This is a genomic window from Rhodanobacter sp. B2A1Ga4, from assembly GCF_018101315.1.
GTDB lineage: Bacteria > Pseudomonadota > Gammaproteobacteria > Xanthomonadales > Rhodanobacteraceae > Rhodanobacter > Rhodanobacter thiooxydans_A.
Window position 1 is genome coordinate 1568966 of the sequence record NZ_JADBJR010000001.1, and the last position, 23091, is coordinate 1592056.

The 23091-nt window shown below is 69.6% G+C and carries 19 protein-coding genes; 6 read left to right on the plus strand and 13 right to left on the minus strand.

Annotated features, from left to right (window positions below):
* Window positions 1-14: 14 nt before the first annotated feature.
* From IMW82_RS07435 to IMW82_RS07445, 3 genes are all read right to left on the minus strand, one after another.
* Window positions 15-1034 (minus strand): HAMP domain-containing sensor histidine kinase, encoded by a 1020-nt coding sequence (locus tag IMW82_RS07435; RefSeq protein WP_211004154.1) that lies wholly within the window; start codon window positions 1032-1034, stop codon window positions 15-17.
* A gap of 39 nt (window positions 1035-1073) precedes the next feature.
* Window positions 1074-1805, minus strand: a complete 732-nt coding sequence (locus tag IMW82_RS07440; protein ID WP_108470836.1) for a response regulator transcription factor — start codon at window positions 1803-1805, stop codon at window positions 1074-1076.
* A 99-nt stretch (window positions 1806-1904) separates the two neighbouring features.
* Entirely contained in the window at window positions 1905-2516 is a 612-nt protein-coding gene (locus tag IMW82_RS07445; RefSeq protein WP_211004155.1) for an arylesterase, read from the minus strand.
* Here IMW82_RS07445 and IMW82_RS07450 point away from each other — a divergent pair.
* From IMW82_RS07450 to IMW82_RS07460, 3 genes are read left to right on the plus strand one after another with little or no spacing between them, the layout of a single operon-like run.
* The gene (locus IMW82_RS07450; protein WP_211004156.1) at window positions 2515-3216 is read left to right on the plus strand and encodes an ATP-binding cassette domain-containing protein; all 702 of its coding nucleotides are present in this window, start codon (window positions 2515-2517) and stop codon (window positions 3214-3216) included. The genes IMW82_RS07445 and IMW82_RS07450 overlap by 2 nt on opposite strands.
* Window positions 3213-5696 carry an FtsX-like permease family protein gene (locus IMW82_RS07455; RefSeq protein ID WP_211004157.1) on the plus strand — a complete coding sequence of 828 codons (2484 nt, stop codon included), beginning with the start codon at window positions 3213-3215 and terminating at the stop codon, window positions 5694-5696. Before IMW82_RS07450 ends, IMW82_RS07455 begins: the two co-directional genes overlap by 4 nt.
* A gap of 55 nt (window positions 5697-5751) precedes the next feature.
* On the plus strand, window positions 5752-6870 hold the full coding sequence (locus tag IMW82_RS07460) for an SLC13 family permease (RefSeq protein ID WP_211004158.1): 1119 nt from the start codon (window positions 5752-5754) through the stop codon (window positions 6868-6870).
* Window positions 6871-6872: 2 nt separating this feature from the next.
* Here the strand turns inward: IMW82_RS07460 and IMW82_RS07465 are convergent, their stop codons facing one another.
* Window positions 6873-7649 (minus strand): DUF4097 family beta strand repeat-containing protein, encoded by a 777-nt coding sequence (locus tag IMW82_RS07465; protein WP_211004159.1) that lies wholly within the window; start codon window positions 7647-7649, stop codon window positions 6873-6875.
* 139 nt (window positions 7650-7788) lie between these two features.
* Here IMW82_RS07465 and IMW82_RS07470 point away from each other — a divergent pair, with 139 nt between their 5' ends.
* Window positions 7789-8283, plus strand: coding sequence for a hypothetical protein (locus tag IMW82_RS07470; protein WP_211004160.1), 495 nt, complete (start codon window positions 7789-7791; stop codon window positions 8281-8283).
* 53 nt (window positions 8284-8336) lie between these two features.
* Here the strand turns inward: IMW82_RS07470 and mazG are convergent, their stop codons facing one another.
* From mazG to IMW82_RS07495, 5 genes are read right to left on the minus strand one after another with little or no spacing between them, the layout of a single operon-like run.
* Window positions 8337-9149 (minus strand): nucleoside triphosphate pyrophosphohydrolase, encoded by an 813-nt coding sequence (gene mazG / locus IMW82_RS07475; RefSeq protein ID WP_108470843.1) that lies wholly within the window; start codon window positions 9147-9149, stop codon window positions 8337-8339.
* Window positions 9146-9967, minus strand: coding sequence for a 3'(2'),5'-bisphosphate nucleotidase CysQ (gene cysQ, locus IMW82_RS07480; RefSeq protein WP_108470844.1), 822 nt, complete (start codon window positions 9965-9967; stop codon window positions 9146-9148). Before cysQ ends, mazG begins: the two co-directional genes overlap by 4 nt.
* On the minus strand, window positions 9964-10521 hold the full coding sequence (nudE, locus tag IMW82_RS07485) for an ADP compounds hydrolase NudE (RefSeq protein ID WP_108470845.1): 558 nt from the start codon (window positions 10519-10521) through the stop codon (window positions 9964-9966). The genes cysQ and nudE overlap by 4 nt, the downstream gene beginning before the upstream one ends.
* Before the next feature lie 23 nt (window positions 10522-10544).
* Entirely contained in the window at window positions 10545-11321 is a 777-nt protein-coding gene (locus IMW82_RS07490) for an inositol monophosphatase family protein (RefSeq protein ID WP_108470846.1), read from the minus strand.
* A gap of 16 nt (window positions 11322-11337) precedes the next feature.
* Complete coding sequence (locus tag IMW82_RS07495) at window positions 11338-12123, minus strand: type II secretion system protein N (RefSeq protein ID WP_108470847.1); 786 nt, start codon at window positions 12121-12123, stop codon at window positions 11338-11340.
* Between the two features lie 67 nt (window positions 12124-12190).
* Between IMW82_RS07495 and IMW82_RS07500 the strand changes: the two genes are divergently transcribed.
* Window positions 12191-13555 (plus strand): adenosylmethionine--8-amino-7-oxononanoate transaminase, encoded by a 1365-nt coding sequence (locus tag IMW82_RS07500; RefSeq protein WP_108470848.1) that lies wholly within the window; start codon window positions 12191-12193, stop codon window positions 13553-13555.
* Window positions 13556-13568: 13 nt separating this feature from the next.
* Here the strand turns inward: IMW82_RS07500 and IMW82_RS07505 are convergent, their stop codons facing one another.
* On the minus strand, window positions 13569-13874 hold the full coding sequence (locus tag IMW82_RS07505) for a hypothetical protein (RefSeq protein ID WP_108470849.1): 306 nt from the start codon (window positions 13872-13874) through the stop codon (window positions 13569-13571).
* 181 nt (window positions 13875-14055) lie between these two features.
* On the opposite strand from IMW82_RS07505, the gene IMW82_RS07510 reads away from it, so the two are divergent.
* Entirely contained in the window at window positions 14056-14790 is a 735-nt protein-coding gene (locus tag IMW82_RS07510; protein ID WP_108470850.1) for a 16S rRNA (uracil(1498)-N(3))-methyltransferase, read from the plus strand.
* A 29-nt stretch (window positions 14791-14819) separates the two neighbouring features.
* Here the strand turns inward: IMW82_RS07510 and IMW82_RS07515 are convergent, their stop codons facing one another.
* From IMW82_RS07515 to IMW82_RS07525, 3 genes are read right to left on the minus strand one after another with little or no spacing between them, the layout of a single operon-like run.
* On the minus strand, window positions 14820-15329 hold the full coding sequence (locus tag IMW82_RS07515) for a chemotaxis protein CheW (protein ID WP_108470851.1): 510 nt from the start codon (window positions 15327-15329) through the stop codon (window positions 14820-14822).
* Complete coding sequence (locus IMW82_RS07520; protein ID WP_108470852.1) at window positions 15326-17020, minus strand: chemotaxis protein CheB; 1695 nt, start codon at window positions 17018-17020, stop codon at window positions 15326-15328. The genes IMW82_RS07515 and IMW82_RS07520 overlap by 4 nt, the downstream gene beginning before the upstream one ends.
* Complete coding sequence (locus IMW82_RS07525; protein ID WP_108470853.1) at window positions 17013-22991, minus strand: Hpt domain-containing protein; 5979 nt, start codon at window positions 22989-22991, stop codon at window positions 17013-17015. The genes IMW82_RS07520 and IMW82_RS07525 overlap by 8 nt, the downstream gene beginning before the upstream one ends.
* Between the last annotated feature and the right edge of the window lie 100 nt (window positions 22992-23091).

The following is a 23091-nucleotide window of genomic DNA, read 5'->3' on the forward strand; positions in this document are numbered from 1 at the left end:
GGGCCGTGCCCGCCCTACACGGCGGATTCCGCCGCTGCGTCGACCGGCAGCGGATGCGGGAAGCGGATGCGGGCGATGTTTTCCTGGCCCTGGCCCGTCTGCAGTTCCAGCGGCCAGGCAAACCGGTCGCTGATCCGCTGGGCGATGGCCAGCTCGAAACCGTGCCGGTCCGCGCTCCGCGCGCGCACCGGGCGGCCATCGCCGCCGGGCAGCTGCGGTGCGGCCCGATTGCGCACGCTGACTACGCCGGGCAGCACGCAGACCACCACGCTGCCCTGCTCGGTCTGCTGACAGGCATTGCGGATCAGCTGCCAGCACAGCACCGAGAACGCCTGCGGCGAACCCTGCAGCGCGAAGCGGGTGGGCTCCTCCAGCAGCAGCTCGATCGGGCGGCCGGCGAGCAGCTCGCGGGCGAAATCCAGTTCCTTGCGCAATGCATCGTTGACAATGAAATATTGGTCGTCGGCCGCGCTGTCGGTCTCGCGCGCAAGGATCAGCAGCGCATCCACCAGCACCTCCATCTCGCGGGCGGCGCGCTTGATCCGGCGCACCGAGCGCACGCCGAAGTCGCTGAGGCCATCCTCCTCGGCCAGCATGTCCACCGACATCTTGATCACGGTGAGCGGGCTGCGCAGCTCGTGGCTGGCGTCGCGGGTGAAATTGCGCTCGCGCTGGTTGTAGCTGGCCAGGCGCGTGGCGAAGCCGTGCAGCCCCTGCGCCAGCGAAGCCACATCGGCATCGGTACTGGCGGACCACTGGTCCAGGTTCAACGATTCCGGGTCCAGCTGCTGGCCGTCCCAGCGGTTCACCATGCGGGCCAGCGTGCGCACCGGCCGCCACTCGCGTCGCAGGGCGAGCCAGGCGAATGCGGTGGTGAGCACGATCGCCGCGATCACCACCGCGGTGTGCGCGACGTTGTAGATGCCCAGGATGCAGACGATCACCACGATCAGGAACTGCAGGGCGAACACCCACGCGACGCGCCGGCGGAAGGCACCCACCCGGAACGTGACCGCGTTGACCCTGCTATCCATTAACTGCGTGCGCCTACCTGTATGCGCGGTGATCGTTGCTCAGGCCATCTGGGGCGAAGAGGCCACTTCCGATTCGAGATCCGCGAGACGATAACCTGCCGAATGGATGGTGTGTAGCAGGGGTCGTGCGAAAGGTTTGTCGATGACCCGGCGCAGGTTGTACAGGTGCGAGCGCAGGGTGTCCGAATCGGGCAGCGTATCACCCCAGATCTCGCGTTCGATATCGCGCCGGCTGACCACTCGCGGCGACTCGCGCATCAGGATCGCCAGCAGCTTCAGGCCGATCGGCGACACGGTCAGTTCCTGGCCGTCGCGGGTCAGCCGCAAGGTGGCGGTATCCAGCGTCATGTCGCCCACGGTGAGCACCTCGGTGGAGACCTGGCGGCGGTCGCGGCGGATCAGTGCGCGCAGCCGCGCTTCCAGCTCACGCACCTCGAACGGCTTGACCAGGTAATCGTCGGCACCGGCCTCGAGCCCGGCCAGCTTGTCCTCCAGCGTGTCGCGGGCGGTCAGCATCAGCACCGGGGTGGCTTTCTTGGCTTCCCGGCGCAGCTTGCGGCAGACCTCCAGCCCGTCCAGGCCCGGCAGCATCAGGTCCAGCACCAGCACGTCGTAGCTGTTGGACACCGCCAGGTGCAGCCCGCTCACGCCGTCGGCGGCGTAATCCACCGAATAGCCACGCCGCTCCAGGAATTCGCCGATCATCTCGGCAATCTGGCGGTTGTCCTCGACCAGCAGGATCAATCCCGCCTGTTCATCATGTACGGTCATCGTCCTTACCTCCGTGGCTTCACATATGTGAAGAGATAACCGGCGCGCAAGTGACGGCCGCGTGAAAGCCGGCGATGACGGTTCAGAACCGGTTCGGTTTCAATGCAGCAACGGTCGCAACGGCTTCCATACGGTAGCCAGCACCCGCGGCTGGGCGGCAGCCACCGGATGCAGGCCGTCGTCCTGCATCAACGCGGGGTCGAGTGCAACGCCTTCGAGCAGGAACGGCACCAGGGCGACGTGGCGGCTCTGCGCCAGTTCCGCGTAGACCGCGCGCAAGCCGTCGCGGTAGCGCGGGCCGTAGTTCACCGGCAGCTCGATGCCGACCAGCAGCACGCGTAGCTTCGCTTGCTGCGCGGTGCGAATCATCGCGTCGAGGTTGTCGCGCAGCGCCGGCAGCGGCAGGCCGCGCAGGCCATCGTTGGCACCCAGCTCCAGCACCAGCACCTCGGGCCGGTACTTCGCCAGCAGCGCGGGCAGGCGGTTGCGCCCGCTCAGCGAGGTCTCGCCGCTGATGCTGGCATTGATCGCGGTCCACTTCGGCACCATCTGGTTGAGGCGCGCATCCAGCAGATGCACCCAGCCGGCCTCGACCGGGATGTTGTGCGCGGCGGACAACGAATCACCCAGCACCAGCACGGTTTTCGGCGCCGCCGCCTGGGCGCTGCCGATGCCGCACAGAAAAACCAGCCACCACAGGCATCGACGCATGAGCGATTCTTCCCGACCTCTTCTTGAAGCCTGCGATGTTAGCAAGTCGGTCAACGGCCCCGAAGGGAGACTGGAGATCCTCAGCCAGGTCAGCCTGCAGGTGCGGCCGGGCGAGAGTTTCGCCATCGTCGGTGCCTCCGGTTCCGGCAAGACCACCCTGCTCGGCCTGCTGGCCGGGCTGGACACGCCGGACAGCGGCAGCCTCATGCTGGATGGCCATGCGCTGCAGCAACTGGACGAGGAGGCGCGCGCCGACCTGCGCAGAAAACTGGTCGGCTTCGTGTTCCAGTCGTTCCACCTGCTGCCCGCGCTCACCGCCGAGGAGAACGTGATGCTGCCGCTGGAGCTGGAAGGCAGCAGCGCGGCTCGCGCGCGTGCACGCGACGCGCTCGAAGCCGTTGGCCTGGGCACGCGGCGACGGCATTATCCGGCCCAGCTGTCCGGCGGCGAGCAGCAGCGCGTGGCGATCGCCCGCGCGTTCGTGCACGGCCCGCGCGTGCTGTTCGCCGACGAGCCCACCGGCAACCTCGACCAGCGCACCGGCCACCACATCAGCGACCTGCTGTTCGCGCTGAACCGCGACCACCGCACGACCCTGGTGCTGGTCACCCACGATGCGACCCTGGCCGCACGTTGCGACCGCCGGATCGAACTGGAAGAGGGTCGCGTCGTGGCGTCCGGCGCGGACGCGCAGGCATGAAGATGCTGCTGCTCGCCCTGCGCAGCCTGCGCCGCGAATGGCGCCTGCCGGAATTGCGCACGCTGGCCGCTGCGCTGGTGCTGGCGGTGGTGGCGCTGGGCGTGGTCGCCACGCTGGCGACGCGGATCGAACGCGGCATGCTGGCCAGCGCCGCCGAACTGATCGGCGGCGACGTCGGCGTGTCGTCGCCGCAGGCCCTGCCAGAGGCGTTCGCCGACAAGGCGCGCCAGGACGGCCTGCAACTCGCCCGTACCGCCGGCTTTCCCAGCGTGGCGTTCGCGCACGAGCAGACCCAGTTGCTTGACGTGCAGGCGGTCGACCCGCATTACCCCCTGCGCGGCAAGCTGGAACTGCGCGATGCCGCCGGCCACACGCGCAACGGCCGCGCCCCGGCCGCGGGCGAGGTCTATCTCGACCACCGCGCCCTGGTCGCGCTGGGCCTCCAGGTCGGCCAGCCGCTGCAACTGGGCGGCCGCAACCTGACCATCGCCGCCGAATTGCTGCGCCAGCCCGATGGCGGCGAGCTGCTGGCGCTGGCGCCACGCGCGCTGATGAGCCTGGCCGATGCCGAACAGGCCGGCCTGCTCGGCACCGGCAGCCGCGCCCGCCATCGCCTGCTACTGGCCGGTACACCGGTCGCGGTGCAGGCCTGGCGCGACTGGGCGCAGACGACCGCGCTGCCGCAAGGCGCCCAGCTGATCACCCCGGAACAGACCCAGGAACGCATGCGCACCTCGTTCGACCGCGCCGGTGCGTTCCTGCGCCTGACCGCCCTGCTCTCGGCGCTGCTGGCCGGCATCGCGATCGCGTTGTCCGCGCAGCGCTACGCGCGGCGCAAGACCACCGAAGTGGCGTTGCTGCGCGCGCTGGGCATGTCACGTCGACGCGTGCTGGGGCTGCTGCTGGGCACGCTGGGTGCGCTCGCCGTGCCGGCGACGGCACTCGGCGTACTGCTCGCGTTGGGACTGGCGCAGCTGGCCTGGCTGCTGGCCAGCCAGCTGTTCGGCAACGTGCCGACCGTGCTGCCGCTGGCGCCGTCGTTCGCCGCCGCCGCGATGGGCACCGCCGTGCTGGTCGGCTTCGCGCTGCCGCCGCTGGCGCGGCTGGCCGAGGTCGCTCCGGTTGCCGTATTTCGCCAGAGCATGCAGCGACGCGTGCGGCGTTTCGATGCGCTGTACTTGGTTCCCGCGCTGGTGGCGCTGGGCCTGATCTGGAGCCAGAGCAGCTCGCTCACCCTGGCCGGCATCCTCGCCGCCAGCCTGCTCGGTGTGGCGCTGATCGCGGCGTTGCTGGCCGGCTTGCTGCTGTGGCTGGCCCGGCGCATTGCACCGGGCGCACACCCGGCGTTGCGGCTCGGCCTGGCTGCCTTGGCACGGCGGCCGGCACTGAGCGTGATCCAGGCCACCGCGCTCAGCTTGGGCCTGTGCGCGCTGCTGTTGCTGGCGATCGTGGCGCCGGCACTGCTGCAGGGCTGGCGTCAGGAACTGCCGGCGGATACGCCGAACTGGTTCGCGCTGAACCTGCAGGACGACCAGCGTGCCGGCTTCGAGCAGGCGCTGGCCAAGGCCGGCGGCGACCAGCTCAACATGCTGCCGCTGGCGGTGGGCAAGCTCACCGCGATCAACGGCCGCCCGATCGACCAGCTCGCCTTCGCCGACGAGCGCGCGAAGGACTGGGCCGACCGCCAGCTGCGGCTGTCCTGGTCCGCCGAGCTGCCGCCCGCGAACGAAGTGGTTGCCGGCGGCTGGCAGGGTCCGCAGCCGGCCCACGCCGAGGTATCGATCGACACCATGTGGCGCGACATGTTCGCGCTGAAGCTGGGCGACACGCTTAGCTTCGACGTGGGCGAAGGCCGCATCGACGCCAAGGTCAGCAGTATCCGCAAGGTCGACTGGAGCTCGTTCCGGGTCAACTTCTTCCTGCTGCTCGACCCGGCCCACGCCGGCGGCCTGCCGCATACCTGGCTGGCCAGCTTCCACCTGCCGCGCGGGCATGCCGCCGAACTGGCGCAGCTGTCGCGCGACTACAGCAACCTCAGCCTGGTCGATGTCGACTCGCTGCTCGACCGCGTGCGCGAGATCGTCGACCGGGTCGGCAACGCGGTGCGCTGGATTCTCGGCTTCAGCCTGCTCGCCGGTGCGCTGGTGCTGGCCGCGGCGCTCGCCGCCAGCGCAGCCGAGCGCCGCCACGAAGCCGCCTTGCTGCGCACGCTTGGGGCGCGCCGCGCACAACTGCGCGTGGCCGCCGCCTGCGAATTCGCCCTGCTCGGCCTGGTCGCCGGCCTCACCGCCGCACTCGGTGCCGCCGGCGCGGGCTGGTGGCTGGGCCAGGCAGTGTTCCACATCGAGCACTTCGTGCCGCCGCCGTGGCCGCTGCTTAGTGGTGCCGTCGGCGCCGCGCTGGTGGTGATGCTGCTGGGCCTGGCCGGTACGCGCAAGGTCAGCCGCACGCCGCCGATGCGGCTGCTGCGCGAGGGTTGAGCCGGCATCGAAGGGCGGGCTGATAAAGTACGCCGACGCCCCACCGGACTTCCCGATGATCGCAAGCCGCACACGACAGCGCCTCAGGGAGGAGTGGCTGCTGTGGCTGTTCGCAGCGCTGGCGATCGCGCTGGCGGTGCTCGATCCGCAACCGCTGGCGAGCTATCGGCACTGGCTGCAGTTGCCGACCCTGGCCGGCCTGACCGGCCTGCTGATCGCGATCCAGGGCATCCGCGACAGCGGCCTGGTGCAGCATGCGGCGGTGGCCGTGGTGGCGCGCGCGCATTCGCTGCGCAGTCTGGGCCTGTTGCTGGTGTCCGCGACGGCGCTGCTGTCGATGGTGCTGACCAACGACGTGAGCCTGTTCCTGATCGTGCCGCTGACCCTGGCGATCGGCGCCATCTCGAACCTGCCGGTGCTGCGCATGGTGGTACTGGAGGCGCTGGCGGTGAACGCGGGTTCCACCCTGAGCCCGATCGGCAACCCGCAGAACCTGCTGCTGTGGCAACACTCGCAACTGCCGTTCCTGCATTTCGCGGCGGCCATGCTGCCGGCCGCGACGGTAATGTTCGTGCTGGTGGCGGCATTCGCCTGGCTGTGGCTGCCGCGCGACCGCGTGGCGTTGAGCCCGGAACGGATCGACGGCATGGTGGCTTCGACCCGTCTCGGCGCGTGTTCGATGGCCGCGCTGCTCGGCATGGTGCTGATGATGGAATACGGCCACGCGCCGCTGGGCGCGCTGCTGTTGCTGGTGCTGTTCACGTTGCTGGCGCGGTCGAGCCTGGCGCGGATCGACTGGTTGCTGCTGCTCACCTTCGCCGCGATCTTCCTGGGTCTGGGCCACTTCGCAAACCTGCCCCTGGTGCACCAGGCGCTGGACCGGCTCGACTTCGGCCAGCCGCTGACGCTGTATGCCGGCGGCATCGTCGCCTCGCAGCTGATCAGCAACGTGCCGGCGACGGTGCTGCTGCTCGAACGCACGCCCGACGCGATCGCACTGGCGGTGGCGGTGAACGTGGGCGGCTTCGGCGTGGCGATCGGTTCGCTGGCGAACCTGATCGCGCTGCGCCTGGCGAAGCAGCCGCATGGGCTGCGGCTGCTGCACCTGGTGTCGATTCCGTTCCTGCTGGTGTGCGCGCCGTTGGTGTACCTGGTCTGGCGCTGGCTGGGCTGACGTCAATCGTCGTCGTGCGGCACGCTGACCTTGCCCCTCACGCCGGAGTGGCTGACATCGCCGCTGCCCTTGGCGCCGAGGCTGAGATCGCCACCGACGTCGCTCACCCTGAGGTCGCCGGAACCCAGCGTGTCGGCATGCACGCTGCCACCGACGTTGTGCAGCGTGACGTCGCCGGAACCGATGCTGCCGATGCGGGCGTCGCCCTTGATGCCTTCCGCCTTGAAGTCGCCGGAGCCCACTGAGCCCAGTTCCAGGCTGCCGACGTCGGTGGCATCGACGTCGCCCGAACCGACGCTGGTGCCGAACTTGCCGGACACCTGGCGCACGTGCAGGTCGCCCGAGCCCACGCTGGTCTGAAGCTGCTGCACGCCGCCGACGTCGGCGTCGCCGGAGCCCACGCGCACGGTGACCGGCAGGTTCGCCGGCAGTTGCACGGTGACGTCGAGGCTGGTGTAGGAATTGCCGCCGAACAGGTTGACACTGAAGCCGCCGCCATCGCCGATGTCGAGCAGCAGCTGGTCGCCTTCGCGTCGCTGGGTGACCTGCAGCTTGTCCAGCGCCGCCTGCTCGGAAGCGCAGGCGCGACCGTGAAGGGTGAGCTCCTTCGCATGGTCGCTGCCGGTCAGGTGCAGGTCGTAGCTGTGCACGTCGATCTGCACGCCGCGCACGCCGGCGAGGTCGAGCTGCAGATTGCGCGGCGCCTCGTACTTGCACGGGCTGGCGGCGAAGGCGGCGATCGGGGCGAGCAGCAGGGCTGCAGTGAAAAGACGGCGCATGGAACTCTCCTTGGGTGGTCGACCTGCCTGAGATGCGGCCGGTGGCTAAAGGGTTGCAAGCATGATGGAAGCATGAACGCGCCCGTCAACGTACCGCCGCCGGCCGCGTTCTCCAGTCTACCTACCGAGGAGACACACCATGCACCGCAAAACCCTGCTTGCTTCCGCGTTGGCCGTGCTGATCGCCGGATCGACCTCGTTCGCGATGGCCCAGAATACGCCGGCCCCGCCGTCGCCGGCCCCGTCCGCGATGGCCGGCAAGGACATGCGCGCGCATCACGGCGACCGCGACCACGGCATGCGCATGCACCGCTTCGACCACCGGCGCAGCGGTGTGATCGGCGACCTGCACGGCCTGGAGCGGCTGTACCTGCAGTCCGGCCGCAGCAAGGAGATGGCGTCGGTCTACAACGACGTGCTGGCGAAATCGCAGGATCCGCGCGTGCGCGACTACGTCTACCAGCGGCTGGCCCGCCTGCAGGCGCAGCCGGCCAACGTCGACCAGGCGATCGCCACGCTGCGCAAGGGGCTGGACGAGAACCTGGCCAACGAGGCGAAGATGCGTGCCGAGCGCGAGAAGATGCGCGCCGCCTGGCAGCAGCGTGCCGACAAGGCGGCGCCGGCGGCCAAGTAACTTCACGAAAGTCCGCCACGACCTGCGCGATGGCCTGGCGCCATCGTGCAGGTTCAGGGTTTGCGTTCCGCCTGCTTGGCGCGCTGCCACAGCTGTTCCTGCTCATCTAGCGTGCGCTCGCCGAATGCCGTGCCGTCAGCTGTGGCCAGCTGCTCCATCTGCCGGAAGCGTCGTTCGAATTTCGCATTGGCATGCCGCAATGCCTGCGAGAAATCGACGCCGGCATGGCGCGCCAGGTTCACCATCACGAACAGCACGTCGCCGATCTCGTCCTGCAGGCGCGCCGGGTCAGCACCGTTGGCGAACTCCGCGCGCACCTCGTCCACTTCCTCGGCCAGCTTGGCCAGCACCGGCTCGGGGCCGGGCCAGGCGAAACCGGTGGCCGCCGCGCGCTGCTGCAGCTTCTGCGCGCGCTTCCATTCCGGCAGGCCACTCGAGATGCCCGCCAGTGCGCTGGCGTCGGGCGGCTCGCCCTTGTCCGCGCGTTCGGCCGTCTTGATCGCTTCCCACGCCTGCATCTGCGCGGCCAGGTCGGCGTAGCGCGTGTCGCCGAACACGTGCGGATGGCGCCGCAGCATCTTGGCGCTGATCGCGTGGGCAACGTCGACAAAACCGAACAGGCCCTGCTCGGCCGCCATCTGCGAGTGGAACACCACCTGCAGCAGCAGGTCGCCCAGCTCGTCGCGCAGGTCGGGCCAGTCGCGGCGGTCGATCGCGTCGGCGACCTCGTAGGCCTCCTCGATGGTGTACGCGGCGATCGAGGCGAAATCCTGCTGCACGTCCCACGGACAGCCGCGCTCGGGATCGCGCAGGCGCGCCATGATCGCGAGCAGGTCGTCGAGGCTGTGCCGGGTCGGGTCGCTCATGGCGCCGGCAACCGCGTGGCCCAGTCGATCGTGAGGTCGCCGACGGCGACGAATTCGGGGTTCAGCAGCGACTCGCCGCGGTTGTAGCGGAACGGCTGGCCGGCCAGGTCGAGCACCGCGCCACCGGCCTCCTCCAGCACGCATTGCGCCGCGGCGGTGTCCCATTCGCTGGTGAGGCCGAGGCGCAGATAGACGTCCGCTTCACCACGCGCAATCAGGCAGAACTTCAATGATGAGCCCAGCGGCACCAGTTGGTAGTCGCTACCGATCAGCTGCTGCAGCACATCGCCCTGCACGCCGCCGTGCGAGCGGCTGCCGGCCACCCGCGGCGGTTGCCCCAGCGGGCGCGTGCGAAGGCGTTGCCAGGGTCCATCGGCCTGCGTCTGCAGCCAGGCGCCCTGCCCCAGCGCGGCGACATACAGCTCGCCGCTGACCGGCGCCAGCACCACGCCGAGCACGCTGCGGTGGTCGTCGACCAGCGCGATGTTGACGGTGAATTCGCCATTGCGCTTGACGAACTCGCGGGTGCCGTCCAGCGGATCGACCAGCCAGTAGCGCGACCAGTGCCGGCGCTCGGACCACGGCAAGGCCTTGGCTTCTTCCGACAGCACCGGCAGTACCGGCTCGAGCGCAGCCAGGCCGGCCATGATCACCTGCTGGGCGGCCAGGTCGGCAGCGGTCAGCGGCGACGCATCCGCCTTGGTCTGCACCGCGAAGTCACTGTGGTAGACGTCGAGGATGGCCGCACCGGCGGCGCGGGCAATCGCGCCAACCTGCCGGGCCAGCTCGGGCGGCATATTTCCGGGCGGCGTGCTCATGTGCGCTGGAAGCGCCCGGCGAGATACTCGCGGGCCATGAACAGCGCGGCGATCGAACGCCCCTCGGTCACGTCGTCGCGACCGAGCAGGGTGTGCAGTTCGGACATCTTCCACGGCACCACTTCAAGTTCTTCCGGCTCATCGCCGACCAGCTTCTCGGGATACAGGTCCTGCGCCAGCACCACGTGCGCCATGTGCGTCATGTACGACGGCGACAGTGACAGGTTGTGCAGGATCTTCAGCTTGTGCGCGCCGTAGCCGACCTCCTCCTTCAACTCGCGCTCGGCACCCTGCTCGGCGGTTTCATCCTGATCCAGCCGGCCCTTCGGCAGGCCGAGCTCGTAGCGGCCGAGCCCGCCAGCGTATTCGCGCACCAGCAGCACGGTGTCGTCATCCAGCATCGGCACGATGATCACCGCGCCCAGGCCACTGCCTTTCAATCGTTCGTAAGTGCGCCGCACGCCATTGGAGAACTCCAGGTCGAGCTGCTCGACGTGCAGGAAGTGGCTGTCGCTGACATCGCGCGTGGCGTGGACGATCGGTAGTTTGCGCATCCGGCGATTCTAACCCGCGCCGCTCAACGCCGCAGGCGCTGCAGGGCCTGCGCGTGGATCGCCGACGTGCCGGCCAGCACGCTGCGCGTGTCCAGCGTCAGCGGCGCACCATCCAGGTCGGTGAACACGCCGCCCGCCTCGCGCACGATCACCGCCAGCGCGGCGACGTCGAGGATGTTCACGTCCGACTCGATCACCAGGTCCAGGCTGCCGCGCGCCAGCAGGTGGTAGTGGCAGAAATCGCCGTAGCCGCGGATCCGGTTGCTGTCGCGGATCAGCGCGCCCAGCGCATCCCAGCGAGCGTCGCCGGTGAGCGTCCTGACGTTGCCGGTGGAGAGCGAGGCCTGCGCCATCTGCGTCGTGTCTGCCACGCGCACGCGCTCGCCGTCGAGCCACGCACCGTTGCCCGCACTGGCCCACATCGTCTCGCCGTAGACCGGTGCGCTGGACACGCCGAGCACCAGCTCGTCGCCATCCATCAGCGCGATCTGGGTGGAGAAGAACGGCGTGCGGCGCACGAAGCTCTTGGTGCCGTCGAGCGGATCGACCAGCCACAGCAGGCCGCCGCGCTCGCCGTCCAGGCCGAACTCCTCGCCATAGATCGAGGCCTGCGGCAACGCGGCCTGCAGGATCCGCCGGATCGCCTGCTCGGCCTCGCGATCAGCGATCGTCACCGGCGTGGCGTCGGACTTCAGCTCCACCTCGACGCCGCGTCGCCAGTAGTGCCTGATCACCTCGGCCGCGGCCGCGGCGGCTTCGCGTGCGGCCGCCAGGGCCGTGGTGGCGATATCCGGAGTCATGTTCGTCTCGCGTCCTTCAGTTCGTGGAGGGTGCCGGCGCGCTGCCGGCCAGCCCGCCGCGGCGCTCGACGTGCACGCTGCCGTCAGCCGCCGGCGGGCCCAGCGTAGCCAGCCAGCGGCGCAGGGCCGGGTCAGTCTGTCGGGCGCGCAGCGTCGCGTCCAGTCGCCAGCCGAGCGGGCTCAGCTGGAGCTTGCCGTCGGCATGCAACGGGCCGTGTCCGTCATCGTGCAGTTGCGCCTGGACCACCCCGCCCGTCGCGCTCGCCTGCGCCAGCAGGGTACCCAGCGCCACGTCGCCGGCGCGCGTGCGCATGAGCGCCTGCGGCCATCGCGCCTGCGCCTGCAATTGCAGCGGCCAGCCGCCCTGCAGCAGGGCGTGATCGATCGTCAGCTGCAGTTCGCCGCGCGGCTGGCCCAGCGGCGACGACGCGTAGCGATCCAGTGCGGCCAGCTGCGCGTGCGCGCTCATTCCATCCACCTCGATGCGACCATCCGGCAACCGCCGAACGGCGCCGGAAAACGCGAGCTGCGGCCCCTCGAACTGCAGCTGCAGCCGCGGCTGCCCGAGCAGGGCGCGCCGCGACAGCTGCCACTGCAGTCGCCCCAGCACCTGTCCGTCGGCAGCGACCACCGCACCGGCGCGACCGTCCCACACGCTGCCCTGCAGCTGTTGCAGTTGCAACCCGTGCAGTCGCGGCGCGAGCCACGGCAGCGCCCAGCGCGCCGGCAGGAACCACAGCAGCACGGTGGCGGCCAGCACCAGCACGCCAAGGCCGAGCAGGCTTTTTCGCAGTGACTTCAAGCGTCGATGTCCCGGATGAATGCTGCGTCGACTTGAGTGTCCGCCGCGCAACGCCGATCATAGCCGGATGAACAACCCCGCAAGCGGCAACGCCGCACTCGCCGCGCGCGACCTGCGCCACGTCTGGCATCCCTGCACGCAGATGCACGACCACGAAAGCATACCGATGGTGCCGATCGTGCGCGGCGAGGGCGCCTGGCTGATCGATGCCGACGGCAGGCGTTACCTGGACGGCATCAGTTCGTGGTGGACCAACCTGTTCGGCCACGCCAACCCGCGCCTCGCCGCCGCGCTGGCCGAGCAGGCGCACACGCTGGAGCACGTGATCTTCGCCGGCTTCACCCATGAACCGGCCATCAAGCTGGCCGAAGAGCTGGTGCGCATCACCCCGCCCGGACTCGACCGCGTGTTCTACGCCGACAACGGCTCGGCGGCGATCGAGGTGGCGCTGAAGATGAGCTTCCACTACTGGCTCAACCAGGGTCACGGCGAGAAGACCCGCTTCATCGCGCTGACCGGCAGCTACCACGGCGAGACGCTGGGCGCGCTGTCGGTGAGCGACGTGGCGCTGTATCGCAAGACCTATGCGCCGCTGCTGCTGACCCCGTTCCTGGCGCCGTCACCGGACGCGTACGAAGGCGAGCCCGGCGAGTCGGCCGAACAGACGGCCAAACGCCGCCTCGGCGAACTGCGCACGCTGCTGGAACGCCACGCGCACGAGACCTGCGCGGTGATCGTCGAACCGTTGGTGCAGTGTGCCGGCGGCATGCGCATGTACCACCCAAGCTACCTCGCCGGCCTGCGCGCGCTGTGCGACGAGTTCGCGGTGCACTTCATCGCCGACGAGATCGCGGTGGGCTTCGGCCGCACCGGCACGCTGTTCGCCTGCGAGCAAGCCGGCGTGACGCCGGATTTCATGTGCCTGTCGAAGGGGCTCACCGGCGGCACCCTGCCGCTGTCGGCGGTACTCACCCGCGAGCAGATCTACCAGGCGTTCTACGCCGAGTACAACGCCGGCAAGGCGTTCCTGCACTCGCACAGCTACACCGGCAATCCGCTGGCCTGCCGGGTGGCGCTGGAGACGCTGGCGATCTTCCGCGACGAGCCGGTACTGGAACGCAACCGCCAGTTGGCCGCCCACCTGGCCCGCCGGCTGGAACCGCTGCGCGCGCACCCACACGTCGCCGACGTGCGCCAGACCGGCATGATCGCGGCGGTCGAACTGGTCGCCGACAAGCCGAGCCGGCGGCCATATCCAGCGGCGGAACGGCGCGGCCTGCGCGTCTACCTGCATGGCCTGCAGCACGGCGTGCTGCTGCGTCCGCTGGGCAACGTGGTGTATTTCATGCCGCCCTACGTGGTCGACGCGTCGGACCTCGACCTGCTGGTCGACACCGCCATCGCCGGGATCGAGCGCGCCGTCGCGGACTGAACCCGCGAATTGTTCAGTGCCCGTGGACGGTGATGCGGGGGTCGAGTTTCTGCAGCGCCCGGCCCAGTTCGGGCTCGCCCGTGCGCTGCAGGTCCTGCTGGCTGTAGCTGCGCCCGTTCACCGGCAGGCAGTGCCCTTTCCTGGCCGGGATATGGCTGCCGGTTTCGCGGATGCAGTTGTGATCGTCCAGCCGGGCGGCCTGTTGCTGGCTCGATGATGCGGCGGAGGGCGGCGAACTCGGCGAATCCTGTGCCAGCAGCGTGGTGCCTGCGCCGCAGCCTGCCAGCAGCATGGCGGAAACGAAAACGAACCTGGACATGGAACCTCCGGCTCGCGGGTGCAGATGCGGCGAGCGCGCATGGGGAGTGCGATCCATGCTGATACGACGCGGCAACAGGAGCAAGCGGCGGCGCCCAGCCGTCTCGCATCCGTTCATCCGCAGGGCACCGCAGATGTGAGCCGCGCTATGCTGGGCGGCCGCCCAGACCCAGTCCGCTCCGATGCGCACGATCCGTATCCACGTCGACCAGCCGCTCGCCGTCTCCGCCGCGCTGAACCTGCCGGCGCAGGCCGCCGAACACGTGGCGCGCGTGCTGCGCATGAATCCCGGCGACCCGCTCACCCTGTTCAACGGCGACGGCCACGACTACGCCGCGGTCATCGTCGCGGTGGGCAAGCGTGAGGTGGCCGTGCGGGTCGAGTCGGAGCAGGCTTTGCGGAACGAGTCGCCACTGTCGCTGACCCTGGCCCAGGGCGTGGCGCGCGGCGAGAAGATGGACCTGATCGTGCAGAAGGCGACCGAGCTGGGCGTGGCGCGCATCGTGCCGCTGCTGACCGAACGCTCCGAAGTGAAGCTGGACGCCGCCCGCGCGGAAAAGCGACTGGCACACTGGCGTGCGGTAGTGGCCAGCGCCTGCGAGCAGAGCGGCCGCGCGCGCCTGCCCGAGATCGTCCCGGCGCTGCCGCTGGCGGCATGGCTGGCCGGCCTGGCCGATGACGGCGCGCTGCGCCTGGCGCTGCTGCCGGAAGGCGGTCGCTCGTCGCGCGACCTGCGCTTCACGGCGGCCGGAGGCCTGCTGCTGGTCGGCCCGGAAGGCGGCCTGGGCGAACGCGACGTCAGCGCGCTCACCGCCGCCGGTTTCGCGGGCCTGCGGCTGGGGCCGCGCATCCTGCGCACCGAAACGGCAGGGCTGGCCGCACTGGCGGCGTTGCAGGCGCTGCACGGCGACGGCTAGCAAGCCTGGCGGTCGCTCGCCGGCCCGCTTCAGTCGTCCGAACCCGACGACTCCATGGACTCCGCCGGCTCGGCGGCGTCGAGCAGGTCCAGCAAGGTGGTCTCGATCCATTCCAGGTCGGGGATCATCGCCACGTCGTCGCGCACCAGCACGTGCGCGCGCACGCCCGGCGGCAGCGGCTTGCCGTCGTGGGTGGGGATGATCAGCTCCGCGTTCAGCGTGGTCAGGCGTGGGAAGCCCTGGGTCAGCACGGCGATGAACGGCAGTTTCGGATTGCCGCCGAGCGCCTTCAGCACCGCCACGCGCACGCTCAGCTCGGCATCACCCTCCTCGGTGCCGGCCAGTGCGGTGAACGACACCAGCGGCACGCGCCAGCCGCGCCAGGCGATCCGGCCAAGCAGCCAGGCGGGTGCGCCGGCCACCGGCTCGGGCGCGCTCTGGGTGACCACTTCGGCGATGGTAGCGTTGGGCAGCAACAGGCGCAGGTTGCCCACCGGCACCAGGACGCAGCGGATTTCACGCGGCAGCGGATCACTCATGGAAACACCTCAAGCAGGTGCGCCGCCAGTTCGGACGGCGTACCGGAGAAACTGACCAGTCGCTCGGCGAAGATTCCACTGACCATGTCGGCGAAATGCTCCCCGGACGACGACTCTACCCAGACCTGCCCGCCGCGATCATGGATCGCCTGCGCACCGGCGACGGCATCGTTGCCGCGCCCGGCGAACACGATCGCCAGCGCGTCGCGGCCGAATGCATTCGCCGCCATGGTCAGGCTGGCGTCGATCGACGGCTCCGGCGCGGCCTCCGCGCCGTTCGCCCGCAGCTCGATGCCGCCGTCGCGATGCAACTGGACCTGCTGCCCGGCCGGCACCAGCAGCACCTCGCCAGGCCTGGCGCGGCCAGCCTTGGCCAGTCGCACCGGCAACGCGCAGTTCGCGGAAAATTCCGCCACCAGCGATGCATCCGACTGCCCACCCAGGTGCTGGGTGAGCAGGAAGGTATGCCGCGCCGTCGTCGGCAGCGTCGCCAGGAACGTGCATACCGCGTCGATGCCATCGCTTGCGGCGCCCAGCAACACCACCCGGCTCAACGCGCCGCCGAGATCGTCGAGCATCATTGTCTGCTCGGACCCATGCTCGTGTACGTACGCCTGCGGCGCGATGGCTTCCTCCATCGACACCAGCTCCAGGCTCATCCGCGGCTCGAGGTCGGCGGCGACCGTCTCGACGTCCGGAGCGAGGAAATCAGCGGCGCTCAATTTCTCGATCCCGAACACCACGGCCTCAAGCTTTTCGGGCACTTCCGGCGCGGCCGGCTGGGCCTCTTCGTCCACCAGCGTCCAGCCCTCGGGCGCACGCACGGGCGATACGCCGCTGGCCGCCACCGGGGTGGGTACCGTGCTGACCGCGGCGTCGGTCAGCGACGACAATTGCAGATGGTCCAGCTGGAACGCCGCCGGCGTCACGCCCGACAACGCCGGAGCGGGTGCGGCCGGCGATGTCGCTGCCGGATCCGCCACCGGCGCGCCGAAGTTCCCGTCGTGCAACGGCGGCGGCTCCTCGTCATCGACGAAGCGCAGGCCCGGACCGGAATGCGCGTCGTCATCGGCCGGCAGTTCGTCGGAGGCCAGCAGGGCTTCCAGTTCCGCCGCCAGGCTTTCCGATTCCGCCGCCGCGACCTGACCATGCTGCTCAGCGGGGTCGTCGTGCATCGGGAAATCGGACTCCTGCGGATCGAAATCCGTCGGCGCCTCGGCAGGTTCGGCCAGCAGCTCCGTCGCCCCGGCCATCACTGGCGCCAGCACCGGTGCGGCCCCGGCTGCCACCATCGACGGCGGCGCAGCCGCCGGCGCCTCGACGCCGGGGGCGTCACTGGGTCGCGGCGGATCGAGGTCACCCTCTGCCATTACCTTGACCGCCAGGTGACGCGCCCAGCGCGCGCGATCCCAGCCGGCCAGCGCGCGGCTGGCCTGTGCGTCATTGAAGACCACGCGCGGGCGGTCGCCGTCGATCACCTCGTAGAGGCGGTCGAGCGCGTCGTCGGCGCTGTCGTCCAGGTTGACCACCAGCACGTCGGCAGCCACCTGCTGCAGCAATGCGCGGCTGAAGCCGGCCACCCCGCCTTCGTGCACGATCCGCGCGCCACGCTCGCACAGTGCCTCACGCAACTGGCTACCCAGCTCGGTGTCGTCGAACAGCAGGGCAACCGCAGGAACCGTGTCAGTCATGAACCGGCTCCGCCGCCACCGCACGCTGCTCCAGCACCTCCCCGATCTGCACCAGCAACTCGGCCTCCTGGTACGGCTTGCCGAGGTAGCGGTCGACGCCGATGTCGAACGCGCGCTGGCGGTGCTTGTCGCCACTGCGCGAGGTGATCATGATGATCGGCACGTCGCGCAGTCGCGGGTCGGCCTTCATGTGGGTCGCCAGCTCGTAGCCGTCCATGCGCGGCATCTCGATGTCCAGCAGCATCAGGTCCGGCACGCGCTCGTGCAGCTTCTCCAACGCGTCGACGCCGTCCTTCGCCGTGCTGACCTCGTACTCGTGGCGTTCCAGCACGCGGCTGGTGACCTTGCGCATGGTGATCGAGTCGTCCACCACCATCACCAGCGGCTTGGCCTGCACTTCCTCGATCACCGGCGCCTGCACCGCGCTGAGGCCTTCGGCCAGGCGCTGCTCGCGGCGGATGATGCCGTGACGCACCAGCGGCGCCAGATCCAGAATGATCAGCACCGAGCCGTCGCCCATGATGGTCGCGCCGAGCAGGCCCGGCACCGAGCTGATCTGCGGGCCGACCGACTTCACCACGATCTCGCGCGAACCGAGCACCGCGTCGATGCGGATCGCCGCGCGCAGGTCGCCCGCGCGGGTCAGCAGCAGCGGCTGTTGCTCGTCCTCGGCCGGCAGGCCCGGCGGCAGGCCCAGCAGTTCCGCCAGGTCATGGATGCCATACGCCTCGTTGCCGTACTGGAACGACGGCTCGTCTGCGGCCATCCATGCGGTGAGGTCGTCAGGATTGACCCGCGCCACACCCTGCACCGAGGTCATCGGGATCGCGAACGTGGCCTCGCCGATGCGCACCAGGATGGCCTGGGTCACCGCGAGGGTGAACGGCAGGCGCAGGATGAAGGTGGTACCCCTGCCTTCCTCGGATTCGATCGACAGCGAACCACCGAGTTGCTTGATCTCGTTCGCCACCACGTCCATGCCGACGCCGCGGCCGGCCAGCTGGGTGACCTGGCTGGCGGTGGAGAAGCCGGTTTGGGTGATCAGCGACAGCAACTGGTTGTCGGTCGGCCGGGTTTCGGCGCGCAGCAGCCCGCGTTCGATGCCGCGCTTGCGGATCGCCTCGCGGTTCAGGCCGCGGCCGTCGTCGCTGACCCGGATGACCACCTCGGTGGCCTCACGTGCGACCGTGATGTTCACCACGCCCTCGGCCGGCTTGCCGGTCTTGCGGCGCTCGGCCGGGGTCTCGATGCCGTGCGCGATCGCATTGCGCAGCATGTGCTCGAACGGCGCCTTGATGCGGTCGAGCAGGTTGCGGTCCATTTCGCCGTGGGCGCCGTCCACGTGGAGCTGGGCGTGCTTGCCCTGCTCCTGGGCGGCCTGGCGCAGGGTGCGGCGCAGGTTCGGCACCATCGTGTCGAACGGCAGCATGCGCGTGCGCAGCAGGCCGTCCTGCAGCTCGGTACTGACCCGCGACTGCTGGATCAGCAGCGTCTCGGCCTGGCGGGTCAGCTCGTCCAGCATGTTCTGGATCGACACCAGATCGGATACCGACTCGGCCAGCGCACGCGAGTACTGCTGCAGCTGCGAGTAGCGATCGAGCTCGAGCGGATCGAACGCGGCCAGGCCCGCCTCGCGATGTTCGCGCTGGAAGCGCGCGATGATCTGCGCCTCGGTCTCGATCTCCAGCATGCGCAGCTGGCTGCGCAGACGCGCGACGGTCTGTTCCAGCTCGACCAGGTTGAAACGGTAGCCGGCGACTTGTTGTTCCAGCCGCGAACGGTAGATCGCCACTTCGCCGGCATGGCTCACCAGGCTGTCGAGCAGGTCGGCGCGAACGCGGATCTGCTCCTGCGAGGAACGTACTTCCTCCTCCGCCTCCGGCATGAGTTCGGGCAGGTCGAGATCGCCCGCCGCGGAAACCGTCGGCGACGATGCGGCCGGCATCGGCGCGGGCGCCGACACCGCAGCCGGCACCATGTCGTCGACCAGGGCCGTCTCGCCCGCCAGCGACAGCAGGTGGTCGATCATCACCCGCGGGTAATCCACCGACTGGCCCTGCGCCACCTGCTGCACCAGGGCGTGCAGCTGGTCGAAGCCGGCCTCCAGCGCGGCGATCAGCGGCCCGGTTTTCGACGTATCGCGGATCGGCTTCTCGAGCAGGGTCTCGATCGCATGGCTGAGATCGCCCACCGACATCAGGCCGGCGATGCGCGCACCGCCCTTCAGCGTATGCAGGTCGCGCTGCAGTTCCGGCACGTGCGCCAGCTCGGCAGGTTCGGCGTGCCACTGCGCCAGCACGCCATCGGCGTGGTCGAGGAGCTCGCGCGCCTCGTCGATGAAGACTTCCAGCAGGTCGGCATCGATCTGGCCAGAGCCGGCCAGGGCATAGGTGGGTTCCGGCGCTGCGGCATCGGCCGCCTCTTCCGTCACGCGGCTCGCCGCCGCCTGTGCCGCCGCGGCCTGTTCGGCCGCCAGTTTCTCTGCCGCCGCCTGTGCCGCCGCGGCCTGCTCGGCCGCCAGTTTCTCTGCCGCCGCCTGCGCCGCCGCGGCCTGCTCGGCCGCCAGCTTCTCTGCTGCCGCCTGTGCCGCCGCGGCCTGCTCGGCCGCCAGCTTCTCTGCTGCCGCCTGTGCTGCCGCGGCCTGCTCGGCCGCCAGTTGCTCTGCCGCCGCTTGTGCCGCCGCGGCCTGCTCGGCAACGGCTTGCTCGGGTTCAAAGGCACCCAGTGCCGCCATCAGCTCGGCGGTCAGCTCGGCGTGGTGCGCGTCGTCCGGGTGGATTTCCTGTGCCTCGCCGGCGTCGACCGGAACATGGGCGGATGCCGTTCCCCCTTGTGCCGCCGCGGCCTCGGCCATGCCGGCCTCGAGCGAGGCAGCCATGGTCGCGTGATCGGCGTCGACAGGATTCGCCGTACCGAAGGTCTCCACCGGCTCGGCCTCGTCGGCTTGCGGCTCGAATACGACGTGCGCCACCTTCGATTCGGGATAGAAGTCGCGCATGCCGGTGATCTGCGCAGTGAGCACGTCGACATTGGGCATCTGCGGCGCGGCCGCGTCGAACTGGCCCATCACGTGATCGACCACGTCGACCGACTGGCCGAGCAGGTGCACGCCCTCCGGCGACAGCGGCAGGTTGGCGGCGCGCAGGCGCTTGAACAGGCCTTCCAGCGGCGACAGCAGTTGCGTCAGCAACGGGATGTCGACCATCGCGATCGCGCCATGCAACGTGTGCACGGCACGCAGCAGCTCTTCACCGATCGGCAATTCGTCGTCGCAGCGCTGGATCGCGGCGCGAATGGTCTGCAGGTACTGCGCCACTTCGCTGCGCAGGATCTCCAGCAGCACCGGATCCACCGGCGGCATCACCGGCATCGCCATGGCGTGTTCGGACTCGACCGGCTCCGGCTTGGTGGACGTGGCGTTTGCCTCCGTCAGGCTGGCCGTGGGTACAGCCCCTGCCGCCGCCGTGTCGGGGCGCGGCACGCGCCGGCGCACGATGCGACGCACCGTTTCCATGGCCTGGGGTGCGTGATCCTCCACGCGCGCCTGGTTACCGGCCGCCAGCTGCTCGGCGACATGCATGATCGCGCTGAGCGGCGCGCTTGGCGCACCTTCGCCCTTGAGCGCGGCCAGCAGCTGCGGCAACGCGTCGATCGCATGCCGCACCAGCGCCTGCACGTCGGCGCCTGGCTCGATGGTGTTGTCCAGCACGCGGTTGAGCATGTCCTCCACTTTCCACGCGAACTCGCCCAGCACGCCGGCACCGACCAGTCGGCCGGAGCCCTTCAACGTGTGGAACGAGCGGCGGATGCCGACCAGCGGCGAAGTCTGCGCGGGGTCGACCAGCCAGGTCTTCTCGGCGCCGCGCAGGTTGTCGATTTCCTCCTGCATCTCCTCCAGGAAGATCTCGCGGATATCGTCGTCGATGCCCTCGGCGTGAATGTTGAAACTGGTATTCGCCGCCAGCGCGTCGCGCACCGGCACCTGCTCGTCCACCTCTTCCTCGATCTCGATCCAGTCGCCCGGCTCGTCGGACCCGGAGTGACCCGGCGCGGTGGTTTCGGTCTGCGCCAGGTGCAGGCCGTCCAGGTCATGGGCGGATGCAGCTGGCGTCTGGCTGTCGCCGACGAAGAGTCGCCCCAGGTCGTCGCCCTGCAGCAGGCTGACGGACTCGGACAGCTCCGGATGTTCCTCGCCCGCGTCCGCGTATTCGGCAAGTGCTGCCGTTTCGGGCACGAAGGCCGCCGGGGACGCCACGCGCGCCGACGGCAGCGGCCAGTAGCCGAGCAGGCTGAGGCTGTGCTCGGCCACGTCGAGAATGTGCTCCAGACCGCCGCGATGCTCGCGCGCGGCCTCCAGGTAATACTCCAGCGCCGCCAGCGCATCAGCCAGCTGGTCCATCTGCGCGCCACTCGGCACGCGCCGGTCTTCCAGCAGTTCGTTGCCGATGAAGCGGCCCACACCCTGGGCCAGCTCGGCCGGGCGCGGCGACGACAGCATGTGCATGGCACCGGCGACTTCATCCATCAGCGCCGGTGCACCGGCCAGGCGGTTGTGCTCCCAGCCGGATTCGACGAACGCAACGATCGCGTCCTTGACCTTGCCGGTGTTGGCGATCGCCTCCTGCATCAGCGTGGTGACCACGCCCAGCGCCTCGCTGCGCGGCAGGCTGGGCATGGCGTCGTTCGGGGCCGCTTCGTCTTCGGAACCGAGGCTTTCGATGTGGTCGTCCAGCGACGCTTCGACGTACAGCAGTGCGCCGGCCACGTCGAGCAGGGCTTCCTCGTCGGCCGCACGCATGCGGTTGGCGATCTCGTCGAGCACCCGGCGCTGTTCGGTGACCACCCGACGCGGCACCGCCAGCGCCAGCATGCCGAGCGTGTCGCCCACGCGCTCGAGCACTTCACCCTGTGCGGCCAGTTGTGCGGGGTCGCCGTTCTGCTGGCGCAGGAACAGGTCCAGCGCTTCCTTGACGCGCAGCAGGTCGTCCTTCAGCGCGCGCGACACCGAGTCGAGCAGCGCGCGGTTGTGCCCGGCCATCGAACCCCGGGCGTGTTCCAGTTCGCCGGCATCGGGCAGCAGGCCGTCCAGCGCGTAGGTGCTGCGCAACAGCTCCATCTGCGGGCTGCGCTGCTTGGCCTGCGCCACGATGTAGAGCAGCTTGCAGGCCACGTCGTCCGCTTCGCCGCCGCGCAGGCTGTCCTCGCCCTGCTCGATCAGCAGGCGGATGTTGCGGTCTACCTTGCCGATCAGCTGGCGCACTTCGCCGGCGCTGCCCTTGAGGAAGCCTTGCTCCAGGCCTTCCAGCACGCCGGCGGCGATCCACCACAGACGCCGGCCATGCACATGGTGGCAACGCGCGGTGATCGCCAGCAGGGTCTTGCGCATGTTGACCAGTTGCTGCGCGGCATTCTGCCCGCGGAACCAGCCGAGCAACTGCTGCTGGAAGCGCAGGCGCAGGTCCACCAGTTCGCCGCGGTGCGCTTCGGCATAGGCCTCGCTCATCGCCGCGGGCGCCTGCTCCGGCAGGAACGCATCGAGATTCGGGTGGAACATCGCCGATTCGGGCAGCGGCTCCTGCTCGCGGCTCGCGCGCAGGTCGTTGAGCAGCGGCAGCAGCACCACCGGTACGTCGCGATGGCCACTGGACAGACGTTCCAGGTAGTCAGGCAGCTGCATCAGGCCGCGCATCAGCGCGGCATAGGCTTCCTCGCGGTAGGTGACGCGATCCTCGAGCAGGGCGATGGCGAGCGCCTCCATCTCCGCCGTCACCATCGCCGCGCCGTACAACTCGACCATCCGCAGGGTGCCTTGCACCTGGTGCAGGTGATCTGCGCAGGTGCGCATGTAGTCGCGCTTGCCCGGGTTGTCGACGTACGACTCCAGCGCCTCGCGGGCGATCGACAACGTGTCGTCGAGTTCCGGCTTGACCCACTGCAGCGTGGTGAAATCGATGTGGTCTTGAAGTCTCATGCGCCTCTCTCAACGGTTGCACAACGCAAGCATCCTGCAACCAGCGAGACTGCCCCCTGTCTTGTGCTTTGCTCAATCGGACCGGCAACCGGCCCGGCCG